19 protein-coding genes are annotated in these 15,304 nt (G+C 67.7%); 16 read left to right on the forward strand and 3 right to left on the reverse strand.

Annotated elements, in window-relative coordinates; translation table 11 throughout:
- Nucleotides 1-104 precede the first annotated feature (104 nt).
- The 13 genes from VN779_RS24660 to VN779_RS24720 all read left to right on the forward strand — a co-directional run bounded on the left by VN779_RS24660 (nucleotide 105) and on the right by VN779_RS24720 (nucleotide 10,809).
- Nucleotides 105-515, forward strand: a complete 411-nt coding sequence (locus VN779_RS24660) for a hypothetical protein (RefSeq protein WP_325727426.1) — start codon at nucleotides 105-107, stop codon at nucleotides 513-515.
- Between the two features lie 43 nt (nucleotides 516-558).
- Complete coding sequence (locus VN779_RS24665; protein ID WP_325727428.1) at nucleotides 559-996, forward strand: hypothetical protein; 438 nt, start codon at nucleotides 559-561, stop codon at nucleotides 994-996.
- A 167-nt stretch (nucleotides 997-1,163) separates the two neighbouring features.
- Nucleotides 1,164-1,640 carry an endonuclease VII domain-containing protein gene (locus VN779_RS24670; RefSeq protein ID WP_325727431.1) on the forward strand — a complete coding sequence of 159 codons (477 nt, stop codon included), beginning with the start codon at nucleotides 1,164-1,166 and terminating at the stop codon, nucleotides 1,638-1,640.
- Complete coding sequence (locus tag VN779_RS24675; RefSeq protein ID WP_325727434.1) at nucleotides 1,640-4,219, forward strand: hypothetical protein; 2,580 nt, start codon at nucleotides 1,640-1,642, stop codon at nucleotides 4,217-4,219. Before VN779_RS24670 ends, VN779_RS24675 begins: the two co-directional genes overlap by 1 nt.
- The gene (locus tag VN779_RS24680; protein WP_325727436.1) at nucleotides 4,216-6,972 is read left to right on the forward strand and encodes a hypothetical protein; all 2,757 of its coding nucleotides are present in this window, start codon (nucleotides 4,216-4,218) and stop codon (nucleotides 6,970-6,972) included. Before VN779_RS24675 ends, VN779_RS24680 begins: the two co-directional genes overlap by 4 nt.
- Nucleotides 6,973-6,985: 13 nt before the next feature.
- Nucleotides 6,986-7,528, forward strand: coding sequence for a hypothetical protein (locus tag VN779_RS24685; protein ID WP_325727438.1), 543 nt, complete (start codon nucleotides 6,986-6,988; stop codon nucleotides 7,526-7,528).
- A gap of 10 nt (nucleotides 7,529-7,538) precedes the next feature.
- The gene (locus VN779_RS24690) at nucleotides 7,539-7,787 is read left to right on the forward strand and encodes a hypothetical protein (protein ID WP_325727440.1); all 249 of its coding nucleotides are present in this window, start codon (nucleotides 7,539-7,541) and stop codon (nucleotides 7,785-7,787) included.
- Nucleotides 7,784-7,993 carry a hypothetical protein gene (locus tag VN779_RS24695; RefSeq protein ID WP_325727442.1) on the forward strand — a complete coding sequence of 70 codons (210 nt, stop codon included), beginning with the start codon at nucleotides 7,784-7,786 and terminating at the stop codon, nucleotides 7,991-7,993. Before VN779_RS24690 ends, VN779_RS24695 begins: the two co-directional genes overlap by 4 nt.
- Nucleotides 7,990-8,922: a glycoside hydrolase family 25 protein gene (locus VN779_RS24700; RefSeq protein ID WP_325727444.1), complete on the forward strand. Its 933-nt coding sequence runs from the start codon at nucleotides 7,990-7,992 to the stop codon at nucleotides 8,920-8,922. Before VN779_RS24695 ends, VN779_RS24700 begins: the two co-directional genes overlap by 4 nt.
- 90 nt (nucleotides 8,923-9,012) lie before the next feature.
- Nucleotides 9,013-9,237, forward strand: a complete 225-nt coding sequence (locus VN779_RS24705; RefSeq protein ID WP_325727446.1) for a hypothetical protein — start codon at nucleotides 9,013-9,015, stop codon at nucleotides 9,235-9,237.
- A complete protein-coding gene (locus VN779_RS24710; RefSeq protein WP_325727448.1) occupies nucleotides 9,210-9,713 on the forward strand; it encodes a hypothetical protein in 504 nt (167 codons plus the stop codon). The genes VN779_RS24705 and VN779_RS24710 overlap by 28 nt, the downstream gene beginning before the upstream one ends.
- Before the next feature lie 98 nt (nucleotides 9,714-9,811).
- The gene (locus VN779_RS24715) at nucleotides 9,812-10,456 is read left to right on the forward strand and encodes an SHOCT domain-containing protein (RefSeq protein ID WP_325727450.1); all 645 of its coding nucleotides are present in this window, start codon (nucleotides 9,812-9,814) and stop codon (nucleotides 10,454-10,456) included.
- Between the two features lie 38 nt (nucleotides 10,457-10,494).
- Nucleotides 10,495-10,809 carry a hypothetical protein gene (locus VN779_RS24720; RefSeq protein ID WP_325727452.1) on the forward strand — a complete coding sequence of 105 codons (315 nt, stop codon included), beginning with the start codon at nucleotides 10,495-10,497 and terminating at the stop codon, nucleotides 10,807-10,809.
- Here VN779_RS24720 and VN779_RS24725 read toward each other — a convergent pair.
- The gene (locus tag VN779_RS24725; protein ID WP_325727454.1) at nucleotides 10,806-11,618 is read right to left on the reverse strand and encodes a GntR family transcriptional regulator; all 813 of its coding nucleotides are present in this window, start codon (nucleotides 11,616-11,618) and stop codon (nucleotides 10,806-10,808) included. The genes VN779_RS24720 and VN779_RS24725 overlap by 4 nt on opposite strands.
- Before the next feature lie 62 nt (nucleotides 11,619-11,680).
- Between VN779_RS24725 and VN779_RS24730 the strand changes: the two genes are divergently transcribed.
- Nucleotides 11,681-12,076, forward strand: coding sequence for an ATP-binding protein (locus VN779_RS24730; RefSeq protein ID WP_325727455.1), 396 nt, complete (start codon nucleotides 11,681-11,683; stop codon nucleotides 12,074-12,076).
- Complete coding sequence (locus VN779_RS24735) at nucleotides 12,073-12,255, forward strand: hypothetical protein (RefSeq protein WP_325727457.1); 183 nt, start codon at nucleotides 12,073-12,075, stop codon at nucleotides 12,253-12,255. Before VN779_RS24730 ends, VN779_RS24735 begins: the two co-directional genes overlap by 4 nt.
- Before the next feature lie 160 nt (nucleotides 12,256-12,415).
- Here the strand turns inward: VN779_RS24735 and VN779_RS24740 are convergent, their stop codons facing one another.
- A complete protein-coding gene (locus VN779_RS24740) occupies nucleotides 12,416-13,405 on the reverse strand; it encodes a site-specific integrase (protein WP_325727459.1) in 990 nt (329 codons plus the stop codon).
- 1,028 nt (nucleotides 13,406-14,433) lie between these two features.
- Nucleotides 14,434-14,823: a hypothetical protein gene (locus tag VN779_RS24745; protein WP_325727461.1), complete on the reverse strand. Its 390-nt coding sequence runs from the start codon at nucleotides 14,821-14,823 to the stop codon at nucleotides 14,434-14,436.
- Nucleotides 14,824-14,932: 109 nt separating this feature from the next.
- On the opposite strand from VN779_RS24745, the gene VN779_RS24750 reads away from it, so the two are divergent.
- A complete protein-coding gene (locus VN779_RS24750; RefSeq protein WP_325727463.1) occupies nucleotides 14,933-15,181 on the forward strand; it encodes a helix-turn-helix transcriptional regulator in 249 nt (82 codons plus the stop codon).
- Nucleotides 15,182-15,304 lie beyond the last annotated feature (123 nt).

The raw sequence follows: 15,304 nt of genomic DNA on the forward strand, positions 1-15,304 counted from the left end.
CATCCGCCGGCACACCAACCCGGCCGACCTGGTCGAGGACATGAACGAACACTTCGAAACCGTCCGCGCCGACCGGGCACGCGGCTGACAGAAAGGACGCCACCATGGCGAAGGCAACAGGCCTCGGCTGGACCACCTTCAACGTCGCGGACGCCGGCGGCACCGGCCGCGACATCCGCAACGACTGCAATGACCTGAAGATCTCCACGCCGCGCGCGGTGCAGGAGACCACCGGCATCGACAAGTCCGCGATCGAGCGGCTGCTGCTGCTCGCGGACCTGCAGTACACCGTCAACGGCGTGTGGGACAGCGCCGCGAACCTCTCCCACGCCGTGTTCTCCACCGCGGCGTCGACCTCGGTGGCGCGGGCCGTCTCCTGCGTCGTCAACGGCGCCACTTTGGGGCCGGCTAACTGCTACATCACCGACTACCCGCTCACCCGCGCCGCGACCGGCGAATTCACCTGGTCCGTGCCGCTGGTGCTCGCCGACGGCGCCGTACCCACCTGGTCCTAACAGACCCCTGATCCCCTGCCCATCCACCACGGAAGGAGCCTCCGTGCCGACCCTGCCCGACTACCACCTCACCTTCGAACAACCCGAACTCGAAGGCGTCGAAGTCACCATGGGTCGCCTCGCGATCCAGGAGCTGTTCGACCTCAACGACGTGCTCGCGATGCCGCGCGGCGACATGAAAGCACTGCGCGCCTACACCGAGGCCCTCGCCGCGTTCGTCGGCAAACACGTCATCGACTGGAACCTGACCGACCGCGACGGCAGCCCGTTGCCGACCGGGCAGATCACCGACACCACGCTGCTATGGGCGATCCGCGACGGCTGGCTGGCGGGCATCAACGGCAGCCGCGCCCCTTTGGCCCAACAGCCGCAGCGGCCGGCACAGGAGGCGGACATGGCGGACCTCATGGAAATGCCTGGCGAGCCCCCAGCCGAGAGCAGCGCCAGCGAACCCGAGCCCGGTTCCTCATCAGCACGCTGAGCAGGTTCCCCGGCTACACGCTGCGGACCCTGCTGGACGAAGACGCCGAACTGGTCACCCTGCTCAACCTCGAAGCCGACGAGCACGCCGAAACCGCGGCCCTCGCGGCCGCCGCAGCACAGATGAACGCCTTGCCCGAGTGACGTGAGCGGAAGGAGGTGAACCGCATGACAGTCGAGACGTTGCCGCTTGACGAGTTCAACGTGCAAAAATGCCGCGGGTGCAGCAGAACTCTTCCTTTATCCGAATTCTCGCCGCATCGGGAAATGCGCCTCGGAGTGTTGAAGACCTGCAAGCGCTGCATGTCAGAGAAAGCCATGCAATGGGCTGACAACAACCAAGAGCGCGTGTTGGATTCACATCTTCGCCGCCGTTTCGGGATCACGCTCGAGGATTACAACAGGCTTCTCGAAGCACAAGACGGCGTCTGCGCGATCTGCGGTAAGCCTCCGACCGTCTACTCAGCGCCCGGGGGTCGTCGACGGCAGGGGCGGCAGGTGCGGCCTCGTCTTGTTGTCGACCACGACCACGAGACCGGCAAGGTCCGCGGGCTGCTCTGCGTTCTGTGTAATCGAGGCATCGGGCTCCTGCAGGACAGTCCCGACATTATTCGACGCGCACTGACATACCTGGACGGTAAATAGTGGCATCGAATTATGTCGAAATCCTCGTCCGCTCCCGCGACCAGGGCGCGAAACCCGAGATGGACGAGCTGCGGGTCAAGCTCAACGACCTGGCCGGCAAGGTTGCCGAGGCCCGCGTCATGGTCGAGGACACCGCGGCCGCGGCGAAGCTCGACGACCTGCAGGCGAAACTGCTGCGGCTGGACCGCGCCACCGCCCGCCCGAACATCAACATGGAACAGGCGATCCGCGCCGAATCCCAGCTGCACAACCTCGACGCCGTGTTCACCAAGATCGGCGACGATGCACAGTCGGGCGGCCAGAAAGCCGACAAGGCCCTGGACGACGTCGGGAAGAAGGCCAAGCAGACCGGCCAGGACGCGGCCAACGGGCTCTCGCCTCTGCTGATGGGCGCGTTCGTCACTGCGGCATCGGTCGGCCCCGGGATCCTGCTGGCCGGTACCGCCGCGGCCGTGCTCGGCGCCGGAGCACTGGTCACCAAGGGCAACGCCCAGCTACAAGGCAGCTACCAGAACCTCGCACGCGACGCCTCCGACGCGATCGAGACGGCGACCGCGCCGCTGATCCCACAGTTGCAGGGCGCGATCAACGTCCTTGACCAGGGGATCGGCAAAACCGGCGCCGAACTGAAAGACGCCTTCGCCGCGGCCGCCCCGATGGCGCAGGACATGGCGCACGGGGTGCTCTCCCTCGCCGACAACGCGCTACCCGGGGTAGCGACCGGCCTGCGCGCGATCGCCCCCTACAGCCATGAGATCGCCGAGGATTTCGGCAAGCTCGGCACCGGCGTATCCGGGTTCTTCTCCGGGCTCTCCGGGGGCGCCGGCGGAGGCATGGCCGGGTTCTCGGCGCTGATCGACGTCGTCTCACACCTTTTGACGGACATCGGGCAGATCACCGGTTCCCTCGCGGGCGGCCTCGGGCCGGCGCTGCACGACATCTCCGACGTGGCGATCCCGGTAGCCGGCGCGTTGACCTCGTTCGTCAACGCCATCCCACCCGGTGTGATCCGCGCGGCGGCCGATGCGACGGTGGCGTTGTTCCTCGCGTTCAAGGGCGCGTCGCTCGCCGGACTGCTGAGCGAAGGCGCCACATTCCTCAGTTTCCTGCGCGGCGCGGCTTTGGCGGAGGATGCGGCCGCGACCGGCGCGAAAGCGTGGGGCATCGCGATGGACGCGATCCCGCTCGTCGCGGTCGGTGCCGCGATCGCCGGGCTGGCCGTGGCTGCCGACAAACTCGGGGGCAGCGGCGACCACACGTCGGTCAACATCGACAAGTTCACCAGTTCCCTGCTGGATGCCGCGAATGGTTCGGCGAGCGCGCAGGACGGCGTGGTGAAGATGGCGACCTCGTTCGCGCTGATGAACGGCACGATGGGCATGAGCCTGCAGGGGCTCAAGGACATCGACACGTCACTGGCTAACCTGTACCAGTCGAACCCGGCCGCGGCAGCCAAGGAGTTCGACGCGATCACCGCGTCGCTCAAGGGGCAGGGGCAGAGCGCGGACCAGATCGCGAAGGAGTTCCCGCAGTACACCCAGGCGCTCGCGGATGCGCAGTTGCAGGCGAAGGAAACCGCGGCGAGTACCCAGGTGGTTTCGGGCAGCGTCGACGTGCTCACCCAGCGGCTGACTGCCGCGAATCTGTCCACGCAGGACAGTGCCCGCCAGTCCGCTGCGGCGACTCTCGCGGCGCTGGGTTTCAGCGACGGCGAGGGCACTCTCGCGACGAGCCTTGATGCCACGTTGCAGGCGTTCAGCGAGAACAGCGGTGCCGCGTCCGCGCTCAAACAGGCGTATGACGCGCTGTTCGGGAAGTACGCCAACTACAGCGAAGCGCAGGCGCAGTTCACCCTCGACCTGGAGAACGTCGCCAAGCAGGTGGTCAGTGGCAGGGACGCGACGAACCTGTCCACGGATGCCGGGGCGAAGAACCTGCAGGTGTTCAAGCAGCTCGCCGACCAGAACGAGACGCGCGCTGAGGCGCTGCTGCGGGAGACCGGTAGCCAGGACAAGGCGAATACGTCGTTGCAGCAGGGTGCGCTCGCGTTGGACGCCGCGGCAAAAAAGGCCGGCTTCACCAAAGACCAGATCGACCAGCTCAACCTCTCGCTCTACGGCACCAAGAACCTCTCCGACCTGAAAATCACGGTCAGCGCGAACACCGCCCCTGCCGAGGACAAGGTACGCGGGCTGCTCAACAACATCGACAGCTCGCAGGCTTTCGTACAGGTCAACGCGGTCGGCGGGAACACCGGCGGCAAGGCGTACCTGCCCAACGCGCATGGCGGGATCATCGGCGGCATCGGCGCCGCGGCCACCGGCGGCGTACACGGCACCCTCACGAAGATCAACGAGCAGGGTGAGGAGATGGTGCGCCTGCCCTCCGGGTCCATGGTCATGTCCCACCCCGACACCATGCGCGAAATCGGGCGACGCCAGGACGCAAGCTCGCGCGCCGCGCCTTCCGTCACCGAGGTCAGCTTCTCCGGGGATCTCGACTCGGCATTCGCGACCGCGTTCATGGGCCTGATCCGCGAAGGGAAAATCCAGATCAAGCAGAAGGCGCTCGTGCCGTGACCTTCCCTCAGACGGTCCTGGACCTGCGCGCCGACGTGCAGCTCGCCGGCACGTGGACGACGATCACGCCGTACGTGTACCAGCGCGATCAGGTCACCATCACGCGCGGGCACCCGGACGAGACCTCCCGTGCGACCCCGCAGACCGCGAAGTTCACGATCAACAACCGGGATGGACGCTTCAGCCCGCGCAATCCCACCGGCCCGTACTACGGGCAGTTCGGGCGCAACACGGCGCTGCGGCTCTCCCTGCCGGAGAACTCGACCTACCTGCGGATGGAGGACGACACCACCAGCTACGTCTCCTGCCCGGACGCGACGAGGCTGCACATCACCGGCGACATCGAGATCCAGCTCGACATGCAGCTGAGCACCTACACGCGCTCGGTGCTCGCCTCCAAGGACGCCGGTGCGAGCAACAACGCCTGGACGGTCTGCCTCAACGACGACGGCACCCTGAGGTTCTTCTGGACGTCGACCGGAACCACCGGCACCGTTGCGAACTCCACGATGCCGCTCCCACTGGGCCGCATCGCGATCAAGGTCACGCTCGCGGTGGCGACCGGCACCGTGACCTTCTACACGGCCCCGAACATCTCCGGGACCTGGACGCAGCTGGGCTCCACGGTAGTGACCGGCGCGACCTCCATCTTCGCGTCGACCACATCCCTGATCATCGGGGCGAACTCCGTGCTCACGGACACCGGCGGCTTCAACCAGACGCCCCGCCAGGGCGCCAACGGGAAGGTCTTCGCCTTCAAACTGCTCAACGGCATCGGCGGCACCGTCGTGGCGTCCCCTACGTTCACCGCACAGGCCGCCGGCACCACCTCGTTCGCGGACGCGCAGACCAACACCTGGACCCTGACGGGCACGGCGGAGATCTCCGACCGCAAATACCGCTTCCACGGCGAGGGCGTGGCGTGGCCGCAGCGCTGGGATGTGACCGGCAACGACGTGTACGTGCCGATGCAGGCCGCCGGGATCCTGCGCCGCCTGCAGGCGCCCTCCGCCCCGCCGTTGTCCTCGCCGATGTACCGCGCCTACACGCGCATCACCGGCACCACCGCGCCGGTCGCGTACTGGCCGTGCGAGGACGGCTCGTCCGCCACGCAGATCGCCTCCGGCCTGACCGGCGGCAACCCGATCACATTCTCCGGCAGCCCGTCGCTGGCCACCGATAGCTCTTTCGCGTGCTCCAACCCACTGCCGCAGATCAACTCCAGCGTCTGGACCGGCGTCATCCCCGCCTACACCGCGCCGGCGTCGCCGGCGAACACGCTGCGGTTCCTGATGAAGGTGCCCTCCGCCTCGCCGCCTGCGGACGGCACGATCCTGGCGTCCCTGTTCACCTTCGGTACTTCGGCCCGCACCGACCTGATCTGGCACACCGGCGGAGCCCTGCAGCTGAAGGGCTACACCTCAGCCGGAGGCACACTGTTCGACACCGGCCCGGTCATCTTCGCCGCGGTCGACGAACTGCTGCGCGTCTCGGTCGAGCTGATCCCCAGCGGCGGCAACATCCAATACCAGCTGCTCACCTTGCAGCCCGGCGCTGGCACCGGGCTCGTGCAAGGCGGCACGGTGGCCGGCTCGATCGGCAACGCCACCGAGGTGATCATCGCGCCGAACGGCGGCGTCACCTCGGCGGTCATCGGGCACATCAGCGTGCAGGCCGCGCTGGACTCCCTGTTCAACCTCGGCGCCGCGCTCAACGCGTGGACCGGCGAATTCGCCGGCAACCGCTTCGCGCGACTGTGCAACGAAGAAGGGCTGCCCTACCGCGTATACGGCTACCCGGGCGACACGGTGACGATGGGCGCACAAACCACGCAGACGCTGCTCGCGCTACTACAGGAATGCGAAGACGCCGACCGGGGCCTGATCACCGAGACGCGTGCGGCACTCGCCCTGAGCTACCGCACCCGGGTCTCGATGTTCAACCAGGCGCCCGCAGTCGCGCTCGACTACACCGCCGCGCACCTGTCCCCGGACCTGCTGCCCACCGACGACGACCAGCTCACCGTCAACGACGTCACCGTCAGCCGCACCGGCGGGGGGTCCTCCGCGCGCGCGGTGCAAACCAGCGGCACCCTGGCCACCCAGCCACCCCCGGCCGGCGTCGGCCCCTACCCGACCGCGGTGAGCGTGAACCTGTCCTCGGACACGGCGCTGCCCGACGAAGCCGGCTGGATCCTGCACCTGGGTACCGTGGACGAGCCGCGCTACCCGACCATCCCGGTCAACCTCGCCCGCAGCGAACTGGCGGCCCTGTACTACGGGCTGCAGGACGCAGACCTGGGCGATCGGATCACGGTGGCACACACCCCCGTGTGGTTGCCGCCGGACGGCATCAGCGAGATCGTGCGCGGCCTGACCGAGGTGTGCTACGGCTACACCTTCACCATCGCGTGGGTGTGCGCCCCTGAGTCGCCGTACCGGGTCGCGGTCATGGACGACGCGGTCTTCGGGCGCGCCGACACCGACGGCTCGACGCTCGCCGCGGGCGTGACCTCGACGGCGACGAGCTTGTCGGTGGCCACCACGGACACCACCAAACCGCTGTGGACCACCTCAGCCGCAGAGTTCCCGTTCGACATCGTGATCGCTGGGGAACGCATCACGGTCACCAACATCACGGGCGCCGCGAGCCCGCAGACCTTCACCGTCACCCGCAGCGTCAACGGCGTGGTCAAGGCGCAGTCCTCCGGCGCGGACGTGCGCCTGTTCCAGCCCGCGATCCTGAGCATGTGAAAGAGGAGGGGAGATGCCGTTCACCGCAGGGCAGCGCATCCTGGCCAGCTACCTCAACGCGCAGGTCTCGATGCTGCAAAAGACGGTGCTCACCTCCACCACGGCGTCGGTGACCTTCAGCAGCATCCCCGTCTACACGCGACTGGTCGTCTTCTGGCGCGTGCGGCTATCAGCGTCGGGCCCGCAGAACATCCTGCTGCAGGTCGACGGCGACACAAACGCGGACTACCTGTGGAACTTCGTCGACGCGATCAACGGCACCGCGGGCGGCTCGCACGCAGGCCTGGGAACATCCTCGATCATCATCGGCACCGCCGACGGGAACACCGCGAACTACTTCGCCTCCGGTGACCTGTCGCTGGACGGGTGGGCGAACACCTCCGGCTACCTCACCGCGAGCGGCACCTGGGCGAACTTCTCGACGCTGACCACGGACGCGGTCGGCGCGGTCGGCGGCCTGTTCGTCGGGGTCGGTCCCCACTCCAGTTTCCTGCTCAAACCGGCGTCCGGGTCGTTCGTCGCCGGAAGCCAGTTCAGCCTCTACGGATACAACTAAGGGGGATGGCATGGATGGTGAGCGGCCGGCGCACCTCGTGCTGGACTGCGGCACGGGCACGGAGACCTACACGCCCCTGAGCGACCAGGAATGGGCCGAGCACCGCCAGGCGCTGGCCGCGGCGCAGGCCGAGGCGCAGGACCGGGCGGCCGAAGCCGAGGCGAAGGCCGCCGAGGACAAGCGGGTGCGTGCGCTCGTCGACGCGCACCCCGACCCGCTGGTCAAGCTGCTCGCACAACGCGCTGGCCTGGCGCCGTGAGCACCCTCTCGGCGTTCTTCGCGTGGCCCAGCGGCGGCGTGTGGTCCAACCTGCTCGCGGCCGCGATGTGGGCCGTGCCCGGTTTCACCACGCACCATCTGCTGATACGCCGGCACCAGACCAAGACCGTGAAAGCCCAGACCGAGGAACTCAAAGCCCACATCGACGCCACATGGGCAGCACCGCAGCAGGGGGAGACACAGTGACGATCTCCTACATCGACGTCTCCAACCACAACGGGACGATGCCGCTGCAGGCGGGCACTGTGGCATGCTTCGCCAAGTCTTCCGAGGGCACCGGCTACCGCGACGCGTACTACGGGCACTTCAAGGCCGAGGCGCAGCGAGTGGGCGCGCTGTTCGGCGCGTACCACTTCCTGACTGAGGGGAACGGCGCGGCGCAGGCCCGGTTCGCCTACTCAATCGTGGGCTCCAGCGTGCCCATGATGATCGACTTCGAGCCCGAGTACGACGCGAACGGCAACGCGATCTCGTTGCCGTCCCTGGCAGACGCGATCGCGTTCCGCGACACCTACCGCTCCCTCGGTGGCCTGGTCCGCGTCAACTACCTGCCGCGCTGGTACTGGGCCGGACATCTCGGCTCGCCCTCGCTCGCGCCGCTCTCGGACCTGGCGCTGGTGGCCAGCGACTACACCGCCTACTCGGACACCGGGCCCGGCTGGGAGCCGTACGGCGGCCTGACACCGGCGATCTGGCAGTACACCGACAAGCTGCCGTACTCCGGTCAGCTGGTCGACTTCAACGCCTACCGCGGAACCGTCCACGACTTCGCGGCGCTGCTCGGACTTTCAGGAGGAAGCATGACGCTCAGCACGGACCAGGAAAACCAGCTGCTCAACGACACGCACAACGTGTACGTGGCAACGTTCTACGGCGGGCCGTCCACGGGCACGCAGCCGACCGGCGCGCCGAACAACAGCCTGGTGAACAAGCTGGACTATCTCATCGCGCAGGGCGACGCGCTCACGGCAGCGGTGGCGAAGCTGGTCAGCCCGACGATCCCCGCAGGGGACCTGGCGAACGCGGTGAAGACGGCATTGACCGACCCCGCGGTCGCGAAGTTCCTGGCGCACGCGCTCGCCGTCGAGTTGCACAACGACACCCCGCCCAGCTGAGCCGCGAACTACCGATGATCGGTAGCACGGCGATCGCCTGATCCTGCAACAACACGAAAAGCGAGGGGTGAGGTGAGTGGGAACAGGCCCGTGCGGCAACGCGAGTTCGACCTGTGGCGCGCGAACTGGGAGCAGCAGATCAGGGATCTGCAGCAGTGGCGGCGCGACCACGAGCGCGACCACGACCAGGACGAGGACGACGAGGTAGCGGCCGAACGCGAAGGGCGGCGGGAGAGATGGCGGCAGTTCGCAGCGTGGATGGCGGTCGCCGCGGTGCTGGTCGCCGCGTGGTGGGGCAGCGCCGCCACCAGGTAGGCGCGTTTCCGCGCGGCTACAGCGCACCGCTGGCCACCCTTATCGCGGGCCTGCTCGCGCTGATCGCGTTCAACCTGGCCCGGCACCTCGCCGCGCCGGCCACCCCGCATGCAAGCGTGCACCCGAGCGTCACCCTCACCGTTACCCCGAGCGGCGCGCACGCCTCCCCGGCCGGCCAGGCTCCGGCCGGCCGGGGAGCCCAACCGGGCGCGGCCGTGCGCCCCGTGGCCGACGACGGCGGCGCGGGCCGCAGTGTGCCGTCCGGCGCGCCCACGCCCAGCCTCGTCCCGCCGCCGCCCGGCCCGTCGCCGAGCCCGGCGCCCTCTCCGTCGCCGAGCCCCGGCGTCACCGCCGCCATAGTGGTCCCGCTGCGCGGCGCGACGCCCGTCACCGTGCGCGCCGTTCTCGTCGCGCCTGCCGCGCCGCCGTTCCCTGACACACTGCTGGGCATCGGGCTCGACCTCGCGCTGCCGTGAGAACCCGCCCGCCCGTGTAACAGCTGGGTCACGGCCCTGACGAGCTATGTGCAAAGGCGTAGCGTGCGCTGAAACAGCACTCGCAGGGTGGGGGAAGCATGGGTCGAACCGGGGCAGTGGTCATCCTTGTCGTTATCGTGCTGGTACTCGGCATCTGGGCGGCGCGGGGCGACAAGGTCAAGAGCGCCGCGCAGCAACGACGCGAAGCAGAAGCGGCCGAACGCCGCCGACTCGGCATCACGGACGCCGACTACAACCTGAGCAAGCGTGCCCGCGGCTTCGGGCTGCTGCTCGACACGCTCGCCGACACTATTCGTACGGCAGGGCAGAGCGGAGGCAGGTTCACCGGGTCGCTCGCCAGCGTCGAGACTGAAGGACAGCTCACCAGCCGTATCACGGTCACGCGGCTCGCGACGCTCGGGGTGTTCGCCCTCGGCGCGCGCAAGAAGGTCGACAACCGTGAGCTGTACATCACGGTCGAGGGCGACGGTTTCCAGCTGGTGGCGAAGCTCCCGCCGACGTCCGGTGCGCTGGCGCGGCAGTTCGCGGCGGCGTACAACACCCGCTCCGGAGCGATGGCGGCTAAGCCGGCTGCTGGCGGCATCGATGGCGTGGCGGTCGAGCTGGAGCGGCTGGCCAAACTGCACGCCGACGGCGCGCTGGACCAGAGCGAATTCAACGCAGCGAAGGCACGGCTGCTCGGCACAACGCCGCAGCCCGAGCCGGAGGACCAGCGTCCCTGACGGTTGACGCGCTCGCACATGCGTTCGACTATCAACCGGTGGGCAGCGAACCGGACACAGCGCCGCGTCCTGCGCTGACCCGGATCGCGAAACGCGAAGCCGACAGCTTCAAACCGGAACGGATCCGTAAGGCGTCGACGCCGGCGGTCTACTGGGACGGCGAGTCGTGGACCCCGGCGTGGATCATCGCCTGGTGCAGGCACTACGGCGAGTGGTTCGTTCTGCTGCGCACCCGGCGCGATGTGTGGCGCGACCGGGAAGCCTGGTACGCATACCAGGCCGACGCGCTGCTGCCGGTGCGCCCGGATCCGCGCGACGTGCGCGAATGGCTCCCGCGCCGGCCGCTGGACTAGTTGTTGACCGAGCCCTCGTAGACGGGCCGGTAGTGAGGCGGCATCACGATGGACGCCGTCTCCAACGGCAGCCCGTCGTCGTAATAGGTGCGGTGCGTCACGATGATCGAGATCCCGGCGTGCAGACCGAGCAACTCGCCCTCCGCGATGGTCAGCGGCCGCGGCTCGAGTTCTTCCTCCCACCGGGTCGGCCGATGCCCGATCAGAGCCATCCGATCGGCGACGCCCTTGCCCGCATGCGGGCCGTCCTCTGGCAGCAGGATCGGCGTCCCGAGCGTGAGCGCCATCGGTTCCCACGAAGTCGCCAGGTAGGCGGGCTGCCCGTCGGCGAGGTAGACGTACTCGGTGCGCATTACCCGGTCGCCGGGTTCGATGCGCAGGCGCTCGGCGACCGCCGGCTTTGCAGTTACCTCTTGCGAGTGGGATTCCCAGGTCCCGACACGGCCCGCTGCTGCCATCGCGGCGCGCCAGGGAGAGCCCTTGCCGGAGCCGCCTTCGTACATGGAGCGCACCAGCCGCACGATGTCAGGGCGTTCGCGCACGGTAGAGCCGGAACCGGCCCGCGAAACGGTCAGTCCCTCGGTGAGCAGGATCTTCGTCGCCTCGTAGGCGGTGCGTTGCGAGACGTTATGTGTGCGCGCTAGCTCTGGGACGGAGGGTAGGCGGCTGCCTGGCGCAAGGGTGCCGTCGATGATCGCGCGGCGTAGTTCGTCGGCGATCCGCTGGTATGCGGGGACATCGGTGGCGATGGTGGCGCTCCATTGCGGAGTGAAGATCTGTCGTGGGATAGCTTGACGAGCTTTGTACAAAGGCGCAAGCTTTGTACAAAGCTTAGCGGCCCGTTCGGACGGCCGCCTTTCAGGGGACTGTCATGCCCAAAACGGTCACGCTTCCTGGCCTGCGCTCTATGGTGCCACTCGCCCGCCGCGCGGCGCACGCGCTGATCGTCGATGCGCTGCCCGAGGGAACACCCCGCGACGCCGACATCCAACTGGTGGTCTCCGAACTGGCCGGCAACGCGGTCCTGCACTCGGCGGCTGGCGACGGGGGAGCGTTCGATCTGGTCATCGACGCCACTGCGGGATGCGTGCGCGTCGAGGTCGCCGACCCGGGGCCGGCCGCTTCGTCAAGCAGGCGGGATGCGGACGGCCATGACGAATATCAGCGCGGCTTGGTGATCGTCGCGGAGTTCGCGGACAAGTGGGGCCAGGACAAGGCGGCCGACGGCCGCTCGGTGAGATGGGCGGAATTCCGATGGACGGCATGAGTCTGGCGCAGGCGCACGGCGAGCTGCGCGCGGCGCTCGAGCCGCTCGGCATCGAGGTCGGCCCGGAGATCCTGGCTCAGTGGAAGGACCTGGCGCAGCACGGTGGCCAGCCTCTACCGGCTGACGCGCTGCGCCGGCTGGCGGTCGTCGCTAAAGAGCTGGCGACTTCGTGCGGGTAAGGCGCCGGCTGGTTCTGCGCGGCGGCTATGCGCTGATCGTCGTGATCGTAACCTTTGTCCTGCCGATGACCGTCTCGACGCCCGGTGCGTACATCGCTGCTGTGGTCCCTTGTCTGGTCGCTGCGGTAGTACTCGGGTATCTGGATGGGCGCGGTCGCGGTTAGAGCCTGTCGCCGGGTGACCGAGTGCGGTGCGCGTCACGCGCACGCTCGTCCGCGGCTGAGGCCGCATAGCGCGAGAGCATCTGCCGAGACTTCCACCCCGTCAGACGCATCAGGTCCGTCTCGTTGCCGCCGTCCTTGAGCCACAGATGCGAGAACGTGTGTCGGAACTGATGCGGGGTCACCCGAGGGATTTTGGCCTCTTCGCAGCGGCGCTCGAGCAGCTGTGCGATCCCTGAGATGGTCAGCGGCCCGCGGTGCAGGGAACTGAGCCACAGCGCGGTTTGGCCAGGGCGCGCGTACTTGGCGCGCTCGCGGATGTACCAGGACAGGGCGACGCCAGTGCGGTTGCCGAACGGGACGGCCCGCGGGCGCCGGCCTTTGGCGATGATGCGCAGGACGTCCTGGTCGAAGTCGACGTCGTTGGCCTCGTCGTCGTTCTCGTCGTAGCGCAGCCGGGTCAGCTCGGTCAGGCGGATGCCGGTGTCGAGGAACACCATGATGATCGCGGTGTCGCGGCGCGAGGCGAAGTCCTTGCCCTTGCAGACGGCCAGCAGCCGGCGCAGCGCGTCGTCGCCGATGACCGGGACAGGCTGCTCGGGGACGATCGGCGGCGACATGCCGACCATGGGGGAGTCCTCGAGGATCGGTGTGCCGGCGGCCCATTTGAAGAACTGCTGGAGCGCGCGGTATCTGACGCTCGCGGTGGAGGCGCTGGCGCGTTTGGCCTCGACCGCGATGTACGCCTCGAGGTGCTGGCGCGTGATGCCCGCTATATCTGCGGGCGGCGCGAGTTCGACCGGTTCGCCCAGTTCGCCGTCGGCAGCCTGCTCGGGGAAGACGGAGAGGTAGGAGGCGGGTAGCGCGGCGAGGAACGTGGCGAGGTAGCGCACCGACTTGGTGTAGGTGTCGATGGTGTTTCCGGCCTTGTTCGCGGCGCGCAGAGTGCGCGTCCACAAGCGTAGGTCGGGTTCGAGGTTGATATTCACAGCCTGTCCCAGACAGCGAGTTGATCATGATAGGCATTTGGTTACTGCACCGGCATACTAAAGCCGATCGCTTCGCCTGTCAGGTGTTCGTGCAGGTAGTTGGCTGGAAGTGCCCCCAGCAGGACTCGAACCTGCGACCAAGTGCTTAGAAGGCATGTCGGGTGCAGCGGCATACTAACGTGCAGGTGAGCTGGTCTGCGGGACACCAACTTTGCTTCACTTACTTGGTGCCTCCCCGATCTTGATCCGGGGCTAAATGCACACGCGCACGAGCTTACCGAGGAACAGCTCTATCAGGCAGGTGGGTGTGGCCGTGCCGGTAGGCCGCGTCGGCGGCGCGGCGGTGCGCACCGGTGGCGACGGCCGCGGGGACGCGGACGGCCCTGTCGGAGGCTGCACGGGGGCTGGTGTGCCCGCGGTGGGTCGGCGCGTGCGCACCGGCAGAAGCGGGACTGATGGCAGTCTGCTGGGCGCCGTGCGGCCCGGCATGGTGCTCGGGCTGCCAGTGGGCACGGTCGTCGGTGTGCGCGCCGTCTGGGAGACGCCTGGGGGCCGTGGCGGCAGCTCTGCGTGTGGCTCGGATGGCTGCGGTCCGCGGGGAATGACTGCGATGGCGATAAACGATGCGGCTCCAGCCGCCGTTGCGGCGCCGGCGACTGCGCGCCAATGCCTACGCAGTAGGCCGGCTAACGCGGCCGCGGAAAGCAACGGGAGAAGTCCGCGTACGACGTAGAGGTGTCTGCGCTTTTTGGCCGGCTTCTCGGGTTGTGGTGGCTCGGCGAGCGCCTCGAGCGCGTGCTGCTGAACGTCGACCTGAGCACGTAGGTCACGCAGCCGTGCGAGGGTATAGCCGAGCGCCGCGGCCATGATGACGGCTGCTGTGCTGATGATAGTAGTGACGGCGATGTCACTCATCTGACTTAGCGTACTCGCTCTGTGTGCTTACGTGGTCACTCTGATGGATGAATCAGCATACGTGCGGATGTTCGTATGCGAATGCACGTGCACCGCCGGGATCTGGCTCGGCGTCAGGCATTGCGCGGGCGCTGGCTTTCTTTCATCCGGCGCTCTCGGTCGATGCGGTACGCGGTAGTGATCGCGTCCTTCGTGGACTGCGGTACGCGCCGCCACTTGCCCGGATCGATCCCCAACTCTTCCAGCATTACCGACAGATCGTCAGGGGGCGAGTGGTCCCTAATCGGGGTGGGCTCGCCTCCTTCGAGGATTGCCTTCACTGAGCCGGGCTGCCATCGCAGCGTGGTCTCGATGCGGACGTAGTTGAAGCGCTCTGGCTGTACCTCGTCTTTTTCCCAGTTGATCCAGGTCGTTCGGCTACCGCCGAATGCCTTGGCAGCTTTGTTCTGGCTCATCGCCAGTTGCTCGCGGCGGGCCATCATGTGCTCTCCGAGCGTGGGCATCCTCTGATCATTCCTGTTCAGTTCTGACCAATCCAGCGCTAGCAAACCCAGAGAGCGCAGATGGGCTACTTTGGTTGACCAGAGTTGTACAGGGCTGTACCGTTCAAGCATGAGCAGTGAACAGCCAGCTACAGCGGTCGACGAGTCACCGATGGTGATGATCGATAGGCGCAAACTGCGAAGACTGCGCCAGGAGAGCGGCATGAACCAGCTCGAACTGGCCGATCGCAGTGGGCTCAGCTTTGGCTATGTCGGCCACCTCGAACGTGGAACCAGACTGCGCGTCAGCCCCCGCGTTCTGGGTGCGCTCTGCGACGCCTTGGGTGTGCAAGACCGTACCGAGCTGATGGCGTCGTGACCGTCTTCGACTCGATGACTCCGGCTGAGCGGTCACTGCGGGCCCGTACCGCAGTGCACACCTCATGGGCGAACACCACCGACCGGCGCAAGCGCACCAGCAAGGGGACCGCCGCGTTCCTGG

Origin of the sequence: Actinocrinis sp. (assembly GCF_035605935.1) — a bacterium.
Taxonomy (GTDB): Bacteria; Actinomycetota; Actinomycetes; order Streptomycetales; family Catenulisporaceae; genus Actinocrinis.